General features: G+C 42.1%; 16 protein-coding genes and 3 pseudogenes. 8 read left to right on the forward strand and 11 right to left on the reverse strand.

Annotation, left to right across the window (positions count from 1 at the left end; translation table 11 throughout):
* Positions 1-72: 72 nt before the first annotated feature.
* From F967_RS02285 to F967_RS02300, 4 genes are read right to left on the reverse strand one after another with little or no spacing between them, the layout of a single operon-like run.
* Positions 73-816, reverse strand: coding sequence for an SDR family oxidoreductase (locus tag F967_RS02285; protein WP_004675409.1), 744 nt, complete (start codon positions 814-816; stop codon positions 73-75).
* Between the two features lie 20 nt (positions 817-836).
* Positions 837-1,535 carry a histidine phosphatase family protein gene (locus F967_RS02290; RefSeq protein ID WP_004797907.1) on the reverse strand — a complete coding sequence of 233 codons (699 nt, stop codon included), beginning with the start codon at positions 1,533-1,535 and terminating at the stop codon, positions 837-839.
* Positions 1,532-2,653, reverse strand: a complete 1,122-nt coding sequence (locus F967_RS02295; protein ID WP_004797909.1) for a phosphotransferase family protein — start codon at positions 2,651-2,653, stop codon at positions 1,532-1,534. The genes F967_RS02290 and F967_RS02295 overlap by 4 nt, the downstream gene beginning before the upstream one ends.
* Positions 2,654-2,667: 14 nt before the next feature.
* Complete coding sequence (locus F967_RS02300) at positions 2,668-3,897, reverse strand: acyl-CoA dehydrogenase family protein (protein WP_004797911.1); 1,230 nt, start codon at positions 3,895-3,897, stop codon at positions 2,668-2,670.
* Between the two features lie 106 nt (positions 3,898-4,003).
* Between F967_RS02300 and F967_RS02305 the strand changes: the two genes are divergently transcribed.
* The 7 genes and pseudogenes from F967_RS02305 (at position 4,004) to F967_RS02340 (ending at position 9,488) form a co-directional block, all read left to right on the forward strand.
* Positions 4,004-4,954 (forward strand): LysR family transcriptional regulator, encoded by a 951-nt coding sequence (locus F967_RS02305; RefSeq protein ID WP_004797914.1) that lies wholly within the window; start codon positions 4,004-4,006, stop codon positions 4,952-4,954.
* 269 nt (positions 4,955-5,223) lie between these two features.
* Entirely contained in the window at positions 5,224-6,180 is a 957-nt protein-coding gene (locus tag F967_RS02310; protein ID WP_004797916.1) for a TerC family protein, read from the forward strand.
* Positions 6,181-6,319: 139 nt separating this feature from the next.
* Positions 6,320-6,517: pseudogene (locus F967_RS02315) on the forward strand (hypothetical protein); the annotation flags it as partial.
* 71 nt (positions 6,518-6,588) lie between these two features.
* Positions 6,589-6,783 (forward strand): annotated as a pseudogene (locus F967_RS02320) (glutathionylspermidine synthase family protein); the annotation flags it as partial.
* Positions 6,784-6,964: 181 nt separating this feature from the next.
* A complete protein-coding gene (guaD, locus tag F967_RS02325; RefSeq protein ID WP_004797921.1) occupies positions 6,965-8,281 on the forward strand; it encodes a guanine deaminase in 1,317 nt (438 codons plus the stop codon).
* Between the two features lie 224 nt (positions 8,282-8,505).
* Positions 8,506-9,036 (forward strand): hypoxanthine phosphoribosyltransferase, encoded by a 531-nt coding sequence (hpt, locus tag F967_RS02335; protein WP_004797927.1) that lies wholly within the window; start codon positions 8,506-8,508, stop codon positions 9,034-9,036.
* Between the two features lie 200 nt (positions 9,037-9,236).
* Positions 9,237-9,488 carry a GlsB/YeaQ/YmgE family stress response membrane protein gene (locus F967_RS02340; protein WP_004683884.1) on the forward strand — a complete coding sequence of 84 codons (252 nt, stop codon included), beginning with the start codon at positions 9,237-9,239 and terminating at the stop codon, positions 9,486-9,488.
* A gap of 50 nt (positions 9,489-9,538) precedes the next feature.
* On the opposite strand, the gene F967_RS02345 is transcribed toward F967_RS02340, so the two are convergent.
* Positions 9,539-10,237, reverse strand: a complete 699-nt coding sequence (locus F967_RS02345; protein ID WP_004797929.1) for a DsbC family protein — start codon at positions 10,235-10,237, stop codon at positions 9,539-9,541.
* 498 nt (positions 10,238-10,735) lie between these two features.
* Here F967_RS02345 and F967_RS02350 point away from each other — a divergent pair.
* Positions 10,736-11,901: pseudogene (locus F967_RS02350) on the forward strand (PilT/PilU family type 4a pilus ATPase).
* A gap of 134 nt (positions 11,902-12,035) precedes the next feature.
* Here F967_RS02350 and F967_RS02355 read toward each other — a convergent pair.
* The 6 genes from F967_RS02355 to rpmH all read right to left on the reverse strand — a co-directional run bounded on the left by F967_RS02355 (position 12,036) and on the right by rpmH (position 16,798).
* Positions 12,036-12,383: a hypothetical protein gene (locus F967_RS02355; RefSeq protein WP_155756391.1), complete on the reverse strand. Its 348-nt coding sequence runs from the start codon at positions 12,381-12,383 to the stop codon at positions 12,036-12,038.
* A gap of 291 nt (positions 12,384-12,674) precedes the next feature.
* On the reverse strand, positions 12,675-14,030 hold the full coding sequence (gene mnmE / locus F967_RS02360; RefSeq protein WP_004797936.1) for a tRNA uridine-5-carboxymethylaminomethyl(34) synthesis GTPase MnmE: 1,356 nt from the start codon (positions 14,028-14,030) through the stop codon (positions 12,675-12,677).
* 114 nt (positions 14,031-14,144) lie between these two features.
* Complete coding sequence (gene yidC, locus F967_RS02365; RefSeq protein WP_004683887.1) at positions 14,145-15,905, reverse strand: membrane protein insertase YidC; 1,761 nt, start codon at positions 15,903-15,905, stop codon at positions 14,145-14,147.
* 2 nt (positions 15,906-15,907) lie between these two features.
* The gene (yidD, locus tag F967_RS02370) at positions 15,908-16,231 is read right to left on the reverse strand and encodes a membrane protein insertion efficiency factor YidD (protein WP_004675433.1); all 324 of its coding nucleotides are present in this window, start codon (positions 16,229-16,231) and stop codon (positions 15,908-15,910) included.
* Between the two features lie 9 nt (positions 16,232-16,240).
* Complete coding sequence (gene rnpA, locus F967_RS02375) at positions 16,241-16,636, reverse strand: ribonuclease P protein component (RefSeq protein ID WP_004675434.1); 396 nt, start codon at positions 16,634-16,636, stop codon at positions 16,241-16,243.
* 27 nt (positions 16,637-16,663) lie between these two features.
* Positions 16,664-16,798, reverse strand: coding sequence for a 50S ribosomal protein L34 (gene rpmH, locus F967_RS02380; protein WP_000831329.1), 135 nt, complete (start codon positions 16,796-16,798; stop codon positions 16,664-16,666).
* Positions 16,799-17,317 lie beyond the last annotated feature (519 nt).

Consider the following 17,317-nt stretch of genomic DNA (forward strand, 5'->3'; position numbering starts at 1 on the left):
GACTATTCAGCCTATATGAGGCTATGAAATATTGCCGAATAAACATATTTGTCCATGCATTTAAAATTGCAATCAACTCAATTTATTCACCAGTTTTAAAGGCAAAATCTTCATGGCTATCCCCATTGGCAACCACGGCCACTGTGGTACATACGCTTTTACAGGGGCTTTCTCAATCGCTTTCACCAAAGCCTTGCAACCCGTTTTCTCATCCACCTCAAATGGTAGCTTTTTCGCACCCTCATTCATTTCCGTACGAATATAGCCTGGAAAAATCGTGGATACCTTGATTGGCGTATTCAACAGCTCCGCACGAATGCCCTCTGCCAAGTGTGCAACCGCCGCCTTACTGGCCGCATAGGTCGATAAATGCTTTGGTAGGCCACGTAGTGCGCTCATCGAGGAAATCACCACCAAATGCCCTTTATTCTGCGCCCTAAAGATTTCAACGGCCGCCTCACACTGCGCCAATGCCGAAATAAAGTTGGTTTCCGCTGTTGCTCGGTTCACTTCAAAATTGCCCTTACCAATACGGCGGCCATCACCCACACCCGCATTGACAATAATACGGTCAATCGTCCCAAATTCTTGCTGAAAGGCTTTAAACACCGTAAACACATCATCATAATGAGTCACATCCAGTACCTTGATACCGACCTGCACCGAATGCTGGCTTTGTAGCTCCTGTTTGAGTGTTTCCAGCCGTTCCAGCCGCCGCGCACACAACGCAAGGTTATAGCCTTTGGCTGCAAATTCACGTGCCATACCTGCACCCAAACCTGAACTTGCACCTGTAATTAAAATCGTCTTTGCCATGTCTGCCACCTATTGTTTTTTTAAATCCATGTTAAAAGTTCAGCATCATGTGCTTTTAAGTAGTGATGCTCATTAAAACTGAGTAACTGCAAACGCCCATCCACCCAACGCAGCGTGGTGATACTGGCATTGGTGATGGACCAGTTCAGTGCAAAAATCTGTTTGGCATGCAAACCCAAAACCTTGCCAACCGCCACAGAAATCACGCCGCCTGAACTAAATACCACGGCTTGACGCTGTTGGGTTGCATCAAGATGCTCACACAGGGTTTGCAAAGCAGTTTCTACACGGGTCTGAAAGCCTAACCAAGTCTCATGATATTCATGGTCATATTGCGCTCCAATCCAGCGGTCAATCGCACCATCAAAAATTTTGGCCAGATAGGCACGAGGATTGGCAACCAGTTCAACATCCTGTTTCAGCAATTCAGGTTGATTAAACCGTGGTTCGTATTGGGAAAACACATGCTGGTGATCAAACTCATTCCATGATGATTGGGTTTGAATCGGTACATCATGGAAACTTTTTGACAAGGCCAATTGCGCTGTTTGCTGATGACGCTGCATTGAACCTGCAACCACCAGTGGGGGATGTTTCAGGGTTTGCTTAAAAAAATCACCCACCACCTGTGCCTGCTGTTCACCTTTGGCCGAAAGCTGATCATAACTTGCCGCACCAAATGACGCCTGCCCATGTCGCACCAAATAAATTGTGCTCATCGTTTTAAAATATCCTGTAGTTTTGCGCCATATTCAGGAATCAATTGCTGTGCTTCAGCATTGTTTGCTGCAATCAGTTTTAACGCCCGAATATGCAAGGCATGAATCAAAATCCAGAAATCCTTAAAGGCAGGATTATCGGTTTGCTGGTGGTAATAACGATAATAAATCTGCTGTGCAATCACCGCCAAACGGAATAAACCAAACACTTCATAGAAAGCCCAATTTTCTGGTTGTAGGCCTGTTTTTTCCAGATAGTAGTCCACCACTTGCTGACGTGTCAGCATGCCTTTTAAGTGGGTCGGTTGACGGCGGCTGGATTTCATCAGGGCATCGTCATCTTCCTGAATCCAGTAGGCGAGGGCACTGCCTAAATCCATCAACGGATCGCCCAGTGTCGCCATTTCCCAATCCAGTACACCAATCACCTGAGTCGGTTGTTGTGGATCTAAAATGACATTATCAAAACGCCAGTCATTATGAATCACACAAGTTTTAGAATCGGCAGGAATATGTTCCAGCAACCACTGGCGCACAAAAGCAAAATCGGGAACATTCGGTGTTAAGGCTTTTTGATAACGCGCATCCCAACCCTCCACCTGACGGCGGCAGTAACCATCGCCCTTGCCCAGTTTTTCCAGCTCAGTACCCTGATACGGCACTTGATGCAACTCAATCAGCTTATCCAGCACATTCAAACACAACTGTTGAACTTGTGACTGATCCAATTGTAATTCTTTAGGTAGATTGGCACGTGGAATAATACCCTCAATCCGTTTCATCACATAGAAATCACAGCCAATTACACTATCATCCTGACACAATGCAATCATTTCAGGCAGGACAGGGTAGAACGGTGCAAGATGCTTCTGCACATTGTATTCACGTGCCATATCATGCGCTGATTTGGCTTTGGTGCCTTTCGGTGGACGACGTAGAATTAAATCTTGATTGTCGTATTGCAAACGATAGGTCCAATTCGAAGCACCCCCTGAGTATTGAGTGACTTGTGCCTGTCCTTGCAGATCTACACCTTGTTCTTTTAACCAGTTTTCAACAGCGGAAATATCCAATTCTTCACCGTGACGAACCTGACCGCCGATATCAATCATTGTCATTTTTTTTATCCTTATTAACGACCATAGCCACGTTTTTTCAATTCTAATTTAGCAATCATGCCCTTATGTACTTCATCAGGTCCATCAGCCAAACGTAAACTACGTGCTTGATTGAAAAATGCTGTCAGCGGAGTATCGCGTGATACACCTTCTCCGCCGTGAATCTGGATCGCCATATCCACCACATTTTGTAGGACTGTTGGCGCAACCACTTTAATGGCAGAAATTTCAGTGAGTGCTGCCATATTGCCTTGTGTATCCATCTTATAAGCGGCGTACAGGGTCAATAAGCGAGCTTGATCGATCTGCACGCGGGCTTCTGCCACACGTTCTAAATTGCCGCCAAGTTTAAGAATTTCTTTACCAAATGCCTTGCGTGACATGCCACGATCAATCATGAGTTCTAACGCTTTTTCCGCTGCACCGATACAACGCATACAATGGTGAATACGACCAGGCCCTAAGCGTCCCTGAGCAATTTCAAATCCTTGACCCGCACCACCAATAAAATTGCTCACTGGCACACGCACATTGTCAAAACTGACCTGTCCATGTCCATGTGGTGCATCGTAATCACCAAATACAGGCAACATCCGTTCAATCGTTACGCCTTGCGTTTCAATCGGCACAAGTACCATCGAATGTTGATGGTGACGGTCTTTGCTCGGGTCAGGGGTGTAGGCCATAAAAATAATCACTTTGGCATTGGGATCACCCAAGCCAGATGACCACCATTTACGCCCATTCAGAACAATTTCATCGCCATCCACCACTGCCGTGGCCTGCATATTGGTGGCATCACTGGAAGCCACGGCGGGTTCCGTCATACAGAACACTGAACGGATTTCACCAGCAAGCAGCGGTTGTAGCCATTGTCGTTTTTGCTCATCGCTACCATAGCGCCATAACACTTCCATATTGCCACTATCAGGGGCATTACAGTTAAATACTGTCGGAGCAAGTAAACTACGTCCCGTCAATTCAGCAATATGTGCATATTCCTGTACCGATAAACCTGCACCCAGTTCAGTATCAGGCAAGAACATATTCCATAAGCCTGCTGCTTTAGCCTTGGTTTTGAGTTGTTCGAGTTGAGCTGGCCACTGCCATTTAGTCCAGTCACCATCGACATTGAGTTGATGCACTTCATCCCAAAATGCTTTTTCAATGGGTTCTATTTCTTGTTGAATAAAAGCTTGCGTTCGTGTAATAAAATCCTGCGCACGTTCAGATAATGCAAACATCATCATTTCCCTTAAAGTAAAAATTTGGCGAAGCTTGATTCGCTGCTTTACATCACCATAAGCGAAAATTTATTATGAATGAAATGATTTTATTTTATGCAAAACTATGAATCAGATTCATAATACCAACCCACTGGAAGTGGCTCACTTTCATCGTATTGATATCAATCTGTATCCTCTTTTTATTGCGATTTTTGAACAAAAAAGTATTTCTAAGGCAGCTCAACTTCTTTGTATTAGTCAATCTGCGGTCAGTCATGCTTTAAAACGTTTGCGTCAGCAACTTAAAGATGAATTATTTGTGCGCAGTGGGCAAAAAATGCTTCCCACACCTTTTGCCGAGCAAATTTATCAGCCGATTCAAAATGCGCTGCTCACGATTCAGAATATTGCGATTCCACAGCAAGACTTTGTACCAAGCTTGCTGCAAAGCATTAAAATTGCCATACATGATGAAATTGAACCTATTATTTTTCCTCAACTGGTGCATCACTTTAGTCAACTCAATCTGAATATTCAGTTTTTGAGCTCCAAGCTGGACCGTAAAAATATGCTGGCTGATCTTTCAGCACAACAAATTGATTTTGTGATTGATCTGGTGCAACCGTATCAAGCCAATTTACAGTTTGAAAACTTAATTGACGATTATTTTGTGGTGTGTACACAGCAAATGCAGATGGATTTAACACACTATCTCTCCGCACCACATATCGGTGTATCATCAAGGCGCACAGGCTTATTGCTTGAAGATATTTATCTCAACCGCCAACAATTGTCCCGTCAAATTTTCCTGCGTTGCCAGCACTATGCAACCGCCTTGCAGGTACTGGCGCAATATCCAAATGCCATCCTGACCATTCCACAAAGTATCCTTAAACATCTGCATTATGCAGAAAATTTAAATATTCATCCGCTACCCATCGAATTACCTAAAATTAAGATGGGCATGTATTGGCATGACACAGTTCGGCACAATCCTCGCCATCAATTTTTACGCAACGAAATCCTAAAGATTTTTAATCACAATTTATTTGATGAAGATTTGCACATTGTTTAAAAGTGTGTAATTCTATAGCTACATTTGGATGTCATCATCCATAACAGAATTTGACAAGGGGAGTAGCCTCCTCCAAACCTAGGTAGTGTAGTTTAAATACTTAGGTGTCAGAGCTTCGTCATTACACTTTGCAAAAAGTCGGACTCTGAGCATCACAATCTATCGTGGTGTAGGCAAGACCTTGATCATGTTGAAACAGATGTTTTATTTCATTCATCTGGCAACTGGTCAGGGTTTTTTTATGTCCATTTGCCAGATAGGGAGTTGTGATGGAAACTATCGGCAATCTATGGCTGTATGTGGTGTTCTTCGGCATTGTGGCGGTCATGCTACTGGTCGATTTTTTAGGCTTTAAACAAAAACAGGGTCAGGATGTTCCGATCAGGCAGGCTGCCTACTGGAGTGCGGCCTGGGTCACTGTGGCGGTGCTGTTTGGTGGAGGTTTGTGGCTCTATCTACACCAAACCATCGGGATAACCATCGCCAACCAAAAAACCATGGAATACTTCGCAGGTTATCTACTGGAAAAATCACTGGCGATTGACAACGTCTTCGTCTGGCTGATGATCTTCGCCGCATTTGCCATTCCACCTGCACTGCAACGTAAAATCTTACTCTATGGCGTATTAGGTGCAATCGTATTAAGAACCATCTTTATTTTTATCGGTGCATGGTTCGTTCAAGAGTTTTCATGGGTTCTTTACATCTTCGGTGCGTTCTTGGTCTATACAGGTTTCAAATTCCTGAAAGGACAAGACGAAGAAAGCAATATCGAAGATATCAAAACTTTAAAATGGTTACGCAAACATATGCGTATCACGCCACAGCTTGAGGGTGAAAAATTCTTTGTTCGCCGTGATGGTTTGTTGTGGGCGACACCATTATTTTTAGTTCTGATTTTGGTTGAAGGTTCCGACGTGATTTTCGCGGTGGATTCCATCCCTGCAATCTTTGCCGTCACCAGTGATCCGTTCATTGTCCTGACTGCAAACCTGATGGCGATTCTAGGCCTACGTGCCATGTTCTTCCTGCTGGCTGGTGCCGCAACCAAACTGCATTACCTACCATATGGACTGGGCATCATCTTATTGTTTATTGGTGCGAAAATGTTATTGCTGGATGTGTTCCACATGCCAATCTGGATTTCATTGGGCTTTATTGTGCTGGTGCTCAGTATCACCGCTTATCTATCATTACGTCATAATAAAAAGCAGTTGCAATCTTAATCATTTGAATTCAGGCATTTGATCAATTCAGGTGCCTGAACAGTTAAATCATAAAAATAGACTGTCCGTAAAAAAAACAGATCAATATCATATGGCGGCTTAAAGCTTTTATCTTTCCTAATCAGAAACATAATACGGCAGTTTTGGTTCTGGACGTTACCTCGGCCCACAGTATTATCAGGGCAATCGGGAAGTATCCTTTCGCGGCAATACCCTATGTCCGCGCAGCAACCTTAGTGTCGGGCAGCCCATGATCTCAACCACGGCAAAAAGTTACTCTGCCTCCTCACCTGTTCGTGGTGGTTTTGGCCGTGGTGGTTCTTCGTTTGCTGGCTGATCAGGAAAACTGAAATTTTGTATGAAAAGAAAAATCCTCGCACCGCGTACCGACTGGCAGCTTGAGCACCAAAAGATTGGGGCAATCTGGAATACCTGATGGATACCGCTTATCAGGCGCAACTACAGGTCTCTGAACTGTCGATGGAGAATATTGGCTGGGATGGGCAGGGTTTTGTTGACCTGAACAATCGCCCGATTCATAACCTGTTTAAGCTTTACTCGTGGGAATGGATCTGGGAAAGCCTTGGTATTCCAGTAATACATATGTATTTTTCTCAAAGGGTATAATTATTGCTGACAATTTACCCATTTCCGCCCAAAAATAAAGTGAATTGATTCAATACATTACTCAAATTTACATACGTTTTAATAGTCTAAATTAGGCGAATAATCCAGTAAGCTGAATAAAATCGGGTACAATCGACGAAAAACATTGTAGGTTGTTATGACTTTGACTACTCCCATCACGGTCGTTCGTGGTCGCTTCCTGGATATCCAAAAAACTGTTTCCCAGGCACAAGATATTATTGATCAGGTTCGTTATATCGAAGATGGCGTACTAATCGCTAAACAAGGTCAAATTCGCTGGTTTGGCAGCTGGGATGATGCCCAAGCGCATTTACCTGCAAACGTTGAAATTCAGCATTATCCAGAGCAATTGATCATTCCTGGCATGATCGACACGCATATCCATTTCCCACAAACAGAAATGGTTGGGGCATATGGCGAACAGTTATTAAGCTGGCTCAATACCTACACTTTTCCCACCGAAATCCAGTTTCAAGACCCAAGTTATGCCCAAAAAATTGCTGAATTTTTTATTCAGGAATTACTTAAAAATGGCACAACCACAGCCTTAGTATTCTGTACAGTTCATCCTGAATCGGTGGATGCCTTGTTTGAAGCCGCAGCACAGCAGCAGATGCGCTTAATTGCGGGCAAGGTGATGATGGATCGTCATGCACCAGAAGCACTGTGTGACACAGCCGAGAGTGCCTATGAAGATTCCAAGGCATTGATTGGAAAATGGCATGGTCAGGGTCGTGCCTTATACGCGATTACCCCACGTTTTGCGCCGACCTCAACGCCTGAACAATTAGAGCGGGCAGGGCAGCTCAAAGCCGAATTTCCCGATGTGTATGTGCATACCCATTTAAGTGAAAATAAGGATGAGATTGCATGGGTCAAGGATTTATTTCCTGAGCAAAAGGGTTATTTAGATGTTTATCATCATTATGGTTTAACAGGAAACCGTTCGGTGTTTGCACATTGTGTGCATCTGGAAGATGCTGAATGGCAATGTATGCACGAGACCGACTCCGCAATTGCCTTTTGTCCAACCTCAAACCTGTTTTTGGGCAGTGGCTTATTTCCATTGAAAAAAACATGGCAACAGCAAGTTAAAGTCGGTCTCGGTACCGACATTGGGGCAGGGACCTCGTTTAGCTTGTTGCAGACCGTCAATGAGGCCTACAAGGTGCAACAGTTGCAGGGTGATAAATTGTCCGCGTTTGAATCGCTGTACCATGCAACACTGGGCGGTGCAAAAGCCCTCGACTTGGATAACAAACTTGGTAACTTTAATGTGGGTAAAGAAGCTGATTTTGTGGTGTTAAATCTCAAGCCAACCGCATTGCAGCAATTACGTCAGTCTCGTGCTAAATCACTTGAAGATAGTCTATTTGCCTTGTTTACCATGGGCGATGACCGAAATATTGAGGCAACCTATATCTATGGACAAAAAGCCTATAGCCAAAGCTAAAGTTTTGAATAAACGAAAAATTGGGTGGATTTTACTGGCAAGCTGCTGTGCTGCACTACTGAGACGTGACAGTCATCAGCCGAAAAATGATACATTTTCTGCACCATCAAAAGGTGCATGAATGGTGATTTTGTTTTAAAATCCGCATATTCACTCAAGATTTCGAGGTGTTGCAGGTCAACACCTTTTTTATTTCCCATTTTTTACGTTTTAGGAATCTGCCAATGACCATTGCAATGCGCATTATGATTTCCAGTGAAGAGATTCAAGCCAAAGTGAAACAACTCGGTGAAAAAATCAATGCACACTATGCTCAAAGTGACAAGGAACTGGTATTGATTGGTTTACTGCGTGGTTCAGTCATTTTTATGGCAGATTTGTGCCGTGCCATTGAAAAGCCGCATGAACTCGATTTTATGACCGTTTCAAGCTATGTCAACGGAACAACGATCTCTTCAAGAGATGTTAAAATTTTAAAAGACCTTGATGGTGAAATTCGCGGTAAAGATGTGTTGGTCGTGGAAGATATTATTGATTCTGGACACACGCTAAGTAAAGTGATGGAAATTCTACAAACCCGTAATCCAAACTCAATTGAACTGTGTACGCTGGTAAGCAAGCCATCACGCCGTGAGATTGACCTTGTAGTGAAGTTTTTAGGCTTTGAGGTTGAGGACCGTTTTATTGTGGGTTATGGCCTCGACTTTGACCAGAAATACCGTCACTTGCCATTTATTGGTGAGATTGGTCTTTAAATCCATATTCCTGTGCGCGGCCAAAGGCCGTGCTCTACTCAGGGGCTGCAAAGCTCCTTTTTTTATATCGCCCCATTAATCAAACACTGCTAAAGACTGCACAAAAATACGACATAAGTGGGCAATCCACTACAGACAAAAGCTGCTCTAATCAAGCAGGATAATTATGAATACCGTTGTTAAAACAAGGAGAAAAGACAATGTGGTCTCTAATTGTGGCGATTGTAGTGGGTTTCTTTGCGGGTTTGATTGCCCGTGCGTTGCACCCTGGAGATGACAAGGCAGGCTTTATTGTAACCACCCTGCTGGGTATCGCAGGTTCGTTGCTGGCAACCTACGGTGGCCGTTTGCTGGGCCTATACGGCGAAAATTCGGCGGCAGGATTTATTGCCTCTGTGATTGGTGCAGTGATTGTTCTGTTTATTTACAATCTGGTCAGCAAAAAAGCCTAAACCGTTTGAATACTCCCAATTCATGGTGTAATGGTTTGGGAGTTGTTTATTTATAAGCCCAGTTCTTTCCAGATCAACTGAATTTCCTCGGCACTCCGTACACCCGTCATTTTAAAACCCGTCTCAAAAATCAGGGTAGGGGTGCCCTCAACGCCCAGTTTACGTCCCAGTGCCAGATTACGCTCAATCGGGTTGGCACAGGTTTTTTCTTTAGGCTGTGCATTCTTCTGCAATAAGTTTTTCCACGCGTAAGCTTGGTTAGGATCACACCAAATCGATTTTGAAACCGTAATTGATTGTGCTTTTAATGGATAGATAAACGTATAAATGGTGACATCATTGAGCTTATCCAGTTCAGCTTCTAATTTCTTACAATAGGGGCAATTCGGATCTGAAAAAATAGCGAGCTGCTGTTTGCCATTGCCCTTTACCGTTTTTATTGCATCTTTTAAAGGTAATTGTTTCCAGTCAATTGAATTTTGCTTTAGAACCAAGTCCTTGGTCAGGTTCTTCTGGTCTTTTAAACGCACCATTGATCCAACCAACATATATTGCGCATTTTCATCCAGATAAATAATCTGGTTATCCAGACTGGCGCTGTATAGACCTAGCATTTCCGTGGCCTGAATGTTGCTGACCTGAATATTGGGATAATACCTGCTTAAATTGATTTTTAATGTCTCCACATTGGCCAAGCTGATGGCTGAAACACAGCTCAATAATGAAAACATGGCAATTTTTTTTAACATGGATATTCACTCAGGCACTGTTACGCTGGTTATTGTAATCCAGCTCCATTTCACAAACAGCCAAACTTACCGAGCAGCAACCAAAATCTAACCTGTGTCAAAAAGTTCCACGTGGAACATTCATTCTAAAATCATAGATTTTCATATTCAAAGACCCAGTTGTATCTGTGTTCAACGTGAAACACTTCCGTTGATTCTCAAAGAAACTCCTTAATACACATTCCAGTTTGGTAATAAACTGACAATAAATATCACACCAGGTTGACATATAAATATAAAACCAGAATAAGGTAGATCATCGCATTAAATTTTGGAATAATTCCACCACAACCGTGCATTGGGTCACATCCAGATTCACAATGATGCTTAAAATTCGTTTTGATAAAACCTATTTTCAAGGAATCTCATTTTAAAGAAACAGGGAGATGTTTTTTGCACAATGAGATTCAAGCCCAGATCACCCGAGTATTTTCAATTTTATCCAGTTTAGGTATAGCAATGTACAACGCGGAACTACTAGAAGAAGCCAAAACCTTTATGTTTCACATGCTCACCAAGGTGGTGGAGTATGGAGGCTCGGATTTATTCATTACGGCAGACTTTCCACCAAGCATTAAATTGCAGGGCCTGATGCGTCCTTTGGGGCAGCAGGCCCTAACAGCGGAAAAAACCAAGTTGTTTGCCTATAGTCTGATGAATGAAAAGCAGCGGCAGGAATTTGAAAATGAGTGGGAATGTAATTTTGCCATCAATGTTTCCAACGTTTCACGCTTCCGTGTCAATGTGTTTAAACAGCAACTTCAGACAGGGATGGTGATTCGGACCATTACTTCCGAAATTCCAACGTTTCAAAAGCTGAAACTTCCAGACTCCCTTAAAAATGTCATGCTGGAAAAGCGTGGCCTGGTCTTGGTGGTGGGAAGTACAGGCTCAGGAAAATCAACCTCCTTGGCTGCAATGATTGACCATCGTAACGAAAACTCGGCAGGGCATATCATTACCGTTGAAGATCCAGTGGAATATGTGCATAAACATAAAAAATCGATGGTGACCCACCGTGAAGTTGGGGTTGACTCCATACTTGGCACCATGCCTTAAAAAATACATTGCGTCAGGCGCCTGACGTGATCCTAATTGGTGAAATCCGTGATACCGAAACCATGGAGCATGCGATTGCCTTTGCTGAAACAGGGCATCTCTGCCTGGGTACGCTACATGCCAATAATGCCAACCAGGCCCTTGACCGTATTATCAACTTCTTCCCTGAAGAACGTCGTAACCAACTGCTGATGGATATTTCATCCAACATGAAAGCCATTATTTCCCAGCGTTTGGTACGCACCCAGGATGGTAAAGGCCGCCGTGCAGCAGTAGAAATTCTACTCAACACCCCCTTGATTGCCGAAAATATTCTCAAAGGCCACTTCCATAACCTGAAAGAGATTATGACCAAATCCCGTGAACTGGGTATGCAAACATTCGATCAAGCGCTGTTTGATTTATACAATGAGGGAGATATCAGTTACGATGAGGCATTGCGCAATGCCGATTCTGTGAATGAGTTACGCCTACAGATTAAGTTAAAAGGCAATCGCCCTGAAAGCTCAGTTGTGATGACACCCCTAAATATGGTGAAAGAAGAAACTGAACAACAAGAGCCTTAAAAGTTAAACAGCTTAGATAAGTATGATTTATCTAAGCTGTTCGTTGTTAATTCTGGCTATATTATAAAAAATAATAATCATTATTTAATACCCATCATGTGATTATAGGTCTTATTTATTAGATTCATATATTTTCAGGAATCAACCGTAAATCTATCTTTAAAATTTCCCCACGAACGAGAAATCTTATTTTTAAAGTGCTTCATCTTTTTAATGAGAGTCATGTCTTTATTTGATTGCTGTTTTAACTGCTCCTGTAATCTATCTTCTTTTTCACGCAGTTCAGCAATTCTCTTCTTTTTTGCCTGCTGTTCCTGCTGTAATTTATCCGCCACTGTTTGCCCCGTACCTTGGCAAGGCTTTGATTGATATATGATTGAGCCCTTTTCCGTACATTTATACACTTCTGTAGTTGCATACGAGGAATTCATCAACACTCCTCCAATCACAACAAAAGCAAGGCTATTTACTAGATATGACATAATATTCTTTAATAATAAACTTCTAAATTTTTAATAGATTAACAAAATGTTATTCTACTGTGATGAAATCGAATAAATTATATATCAACTAAAGTATGTTTAAATAAAAAAATATATAAACCATTAAGTCGATATATAGCTAAATTCTAAAAATATTAGCACATAGAAATATCTTTAAAACCTCATTTCCTATGATTTTAGCTGTGATGATAAATTAAGTATTCAGCTATAGCTTAATGCCTAGAACAGCTTTAATTGCTAAATGAATGAAAATATAGGCTCAAATTGAAATTACTTTCCAATACAGAATGAACCAAAAATCTTTCCGAGTAAATCATCAGCACTGAAATCACCAGTAATTTCGCCCAACGCATTTTGAGCCAGTCGCAATGATTCAGCTACCAGTTCACCTGCATTAAAAACAACTAACTGCTCACGTGCTTCAGACAAATAGCGCTGAGTACGCTTCATTGCATCTAAATGACGTGTTCGGGCGATAAAGGTGTCTTCTTCAGGCTGGAAGCCCGCATGCGCTGTAATCGCCTCTATGAGTGCCTGAACCCCCATATCTTGTTTTGCGGAGACACTGATATGACGGAAGCCTTGATAATCACTTAATGTAGCATCTTGCCCCGTTAAATCGCATTTATTGCCAATCAATAGCAAACGTTTTGGCTCAAGATGCTCTGAAAAATATTCATGCGCTAATTGCAATGGCTCATCACCTTGATTCAAGTCATACACCAACAGCAATAAATCCGCCTGTTCAATTTCCTTGATCGCACGACGAATTCCTTCTTGCTCAACGATATCGCCCGTTTCACGTAAACCAGCAGTATCAGTTAGGGTGATCGGCAAACCATTCAAACTGATCTTTTCATGCAGCACATCGCGGGTGGTGCCTGCAATATCCGTCACAATAGCACGTTCATGGCCCGCCAGTGCGTTTAACAGGCTCGATTTACCCGCATTTGGTTTACCCGCAATTACCACCTGTAAACCTTCACGTAATAGCTGTCCTTGACGAGCAGACTGCTGTACCGCTTGAACTGAGTCCTGTACCTCATCCAACAAAGCCAAAATCTTGCCATCAGCAAGGAAATCAATTTCTTCTTCAGGGAAATCAATCGCAGCTTCAACATGCAAACGTAAGTGAATGAGTTTTTCTAAAACTGTATTAATTTTGGTTGAGAATACACCTTGCAAAGAGCGAACGGCAGAACGTGCTGCCGCCTGTGAAGTGGCATCAATCAAATCGGCAATTGCTTCTGCTTGTACTAAATCCATTTTGCCATTTTCAAAGGCACGCATAGAAAACTCACCCGCTTTTGCAGCACTCGCGCCCAGATCGAGCAAACGTGCCAGCAAAGCATTTTGGATAACAGGGCCACCATGCCCCTGTAATTCCACCACATCTTCGCCCGTAAACGAATGAGGGTTTGGAAAACACAACACAATCCCCTCATCCATCACTGAGCCATCGGCATCACAAAACTGACGGAAACCTGCCATACGTGGAGCAGGTAATTGTTTATGGGTCAACTGTTCTGCAATCGCATAAGCTTTTGGTCCAGAAAGTCGAATCACGCCCACACCACCACGACCTAATGGGGTAGCTATCGCAGCAATTGTGGTTTGATGTTGCATGTTAAATTCACCTAAAAAACACAAGGGTTATAAAACAGGAACCCTAAATACAGACAAAGAAAAATCCGCCCAAGATTACCATCTTAAGCGGATTTATTCAGTAAAAGTTCGGACTTAAGCGCTCGGCTCAACCTTGTTGAGACGGTCTTTTTCGACGCTTTTGTTAATAAACCATTGTTGCAAAATGGTAATACTATTGTTGACGATCCAGTAAAGCACTAAGCCCGCAGGGAAGAACAACATGAATACCGTAAACATGATTGGCATGATACGGAATACTTTTGCCTGCATTGGATCCGTTGGTTGTGGGTTAAGCATCTGCTGAACATACATGGTGACACCCATGATCAACGGCAAGATAAACCATGGATCCATCGCAGATAAATCTTGAATCCAACCTAACCACGGTGCATGACGCAGTTCAACCGATTCCATCAATACCCAATACAAGGCTAGGAAAATTGGCATTTGCAATAGCAATGGCAAGCAACCAGACAGAGGGTTAACCTGTTCACGCTTATAGAGCGCCATCATTTCTTGTGAGAAACGCATGCGGTCTTCACCAAATTCTTCTTTCATGCGTTGCATTTCTGGTGCAATCACACGCATTTTCGCCATCGAACGATAACTTTTTGAAGAAAGTGGCCATAAAATCAACTTCACCAAGATCGTCAATAAGATAATTGACCAGCCCCAGTTACCAATAATGTTATGGAAGAATTGCAAGCCCAAGAACAATAATTTCGCAATTGGCCATAACCAACCGTAATCAACAGTTTGGTTTAAACCAGCAGCCAAGTCTTTGAGTTCAGATTGGATTTTTGGACCTGAATACAGTTTAGCATCCACTTCCATTGAAGTACCTGCAGGTACATTGATCACTGGAGAGGTGAAGCCTATGATATTCATGCCGTCCGTAGACTGACGTGACTCTAATTTTGCATTATATGGCTGACCATCGGCCTGAGTGAGTTTTAAATTCCCAGGAATCCATGCGCTCACAAAATAATGCTGAACCATGGCAACCCAGCCGCCTTTGGCTTCAACATTTAATTTTTCGTCATTAAAATTGGCAAATTTTAACTTATTATATGGCTCTTCAGGTGTACCCCATGCTCCACCTAGATAGGTACCTAGTGTGAAAATACCTTGAGAAGACTTCCCTGGATCATCAGAATTATCACGTTTCAGCTGACCAAACATTTGACCTTGCCAGTTTTGCTGGCTACGGTTAACAACTTGATGTTTAACAGTAATTGGGTAATCACCTTGCGTGAAAGTGAACGATTTAATCACTTCCACACCTTCAGGTGTTTTAAATACCAACGGCACAGTCAATACTTGATGTGTTTTACCATCTTTCGACGCTACACTTTTCGCATCTGCCAAGGTGTATGCTGTTTTCTCAACATCATACATTGGACGACCGCCACGGCTGCTATCTGGTCCATTTAAACCAATTAACCCCGATTGAGCGACGTAGGTACGTTTCGCATCGCTTTCCAGCATGACAAACGGTTTATCGCTGTCTTTGCTTTCATCATGGCTTAACAATTCAATACGGACAATATCACCACCTTTTGGATTGATCCACAGATGATAAAGATCAGTTTGTACTGAAATCAGTTGCTGACTCACAGATGTATTATGTTCTGTGGTTTGTGATGCAGTCACATTTGCTTGTGGCAAGTCTGAAGCCGCTGTTGCATTTTGAGCGTTTGGCAAATCTGCAGATACTTCATGTGCAGTCACAGCAGCCGCTTGTTGTTGCGGTGCTGGTGCAGCATGACCATAATCTTTTTGCCAAGCCAAAATAAGCAAATATGCGGTAACAAACATGGCTCCAAGAATTGCAAATCTGGCCCATTGTTGCATATCTATAATCCCAAATGGTTAGAGAGATTTTGCTTGAATAAACGATCACGAAAGGGTACAGCAACGTGATGCATTTGAGAATCTATTTGATGAAACGAAATAAAACGAAGTGCTTTGCGTGGTACTGGATCGTAGCCTGAGCCGCCCCAAGGATGACAACGGCAAATTCGTTTAGTCGATAACCAGACACCTTTGACCGCACCGTGTGTTTGCAATGCTTCAATCGCATATTGCGAGCAGGTAGGAATATAGCGACAACGAGGACCCAATAATGGACTAATAGCAATCTGGTAACATCTTATCAACCAATGTAGTAATTGTACCATTGGAGATCTCTAATTTTGTGAAGATGTTATAACAGCTTTTGAATGCTTTTTTGCTAAGCGTTGTAATTTTTGCCAAGCAAACTCTAATTGTTGATGTAATTCTTGATTTGCGATTGCTTCTATACCAACTTTAGGCATTACCACAATATCGATATCAGCATTAAATTGCACTTTGTGTAAGCGAAAGCTCTCCCGAGCAAGACGTTTTATTCGATTTCGTTCATGAGCACGACGTACTTTCTTTTTAGCAACGACAATACCCAAACGGCTATTTGGCTGTTCGGTTAATTTTGCTAAAAAAAGGAAATGGGGCTGGTGCACTTTAAAAAGTGCACCATCAAACACACTTTTATAATCTGCAGCACAACGAATACGAGATTCAATGCCGAAACTGTAAAGTGCCATCACCCAAATCTGGTCAGCTTAACAGTATTAAACAGTTAAGCTATGACGACCTTTTGCACGACGACGAGCTAAAACTTGACGACCTGCTTTAGTAGCCATACGAGCGCGGAAACCATGAACGCGTTTACGCTTTAATTCAGATGGTTGGAAAGTACGTTTCATATCGAAACTCCCAAAATGATCTTTCTATAAAGGTCCGCGATTTTATTGTGCAATGTTTACGCTGTCAATGGAAAATCAAAAACTTTACATTTTGTTTGTTCTGTTTTGAAGCAATAAACCTGCATGCAGTTACATGCTTTTATTGAAAATAAAAAATATACACAAGCTATCTGGTTAAATTATATCAGCATTCGTTTATTTTCCTAGTTTACAAACAGGTTTATCAACAACCCGCTTTCTAATTTAAATTTAATTCTTGGATTTTGAATTTAAATTTCGATATGCTCAGTTATCCACAAAACAGGTAAACCTTATAAGTAAATTCAAATTTTAAAATTTAAATTTATTCTTATTAGTGTCGATTTATTCTGTGGAAAGTGGTGTTTTTTTTTGAATAAACATAAATTTATGCTGTGGATAAGCATGTTTTTATCAATAATATAGTTTGTGGATAACTTTGAGCTTAAAATTATCCACAGCTTGTGCAAAAAGTTATACACATGCGGTTTTGAATTTAAA

The organism is Acinetobacter sp. CIP 102637 (assembly GCF_000368425.1).
GTDB classification, from domain to species: domain Bacteria; phylum Pseudomonadota; class Gammaproteobacteria; order Pseudomonadales; family Moraxellaceae; genus Acinetobacter; species Acinetobacter parvus.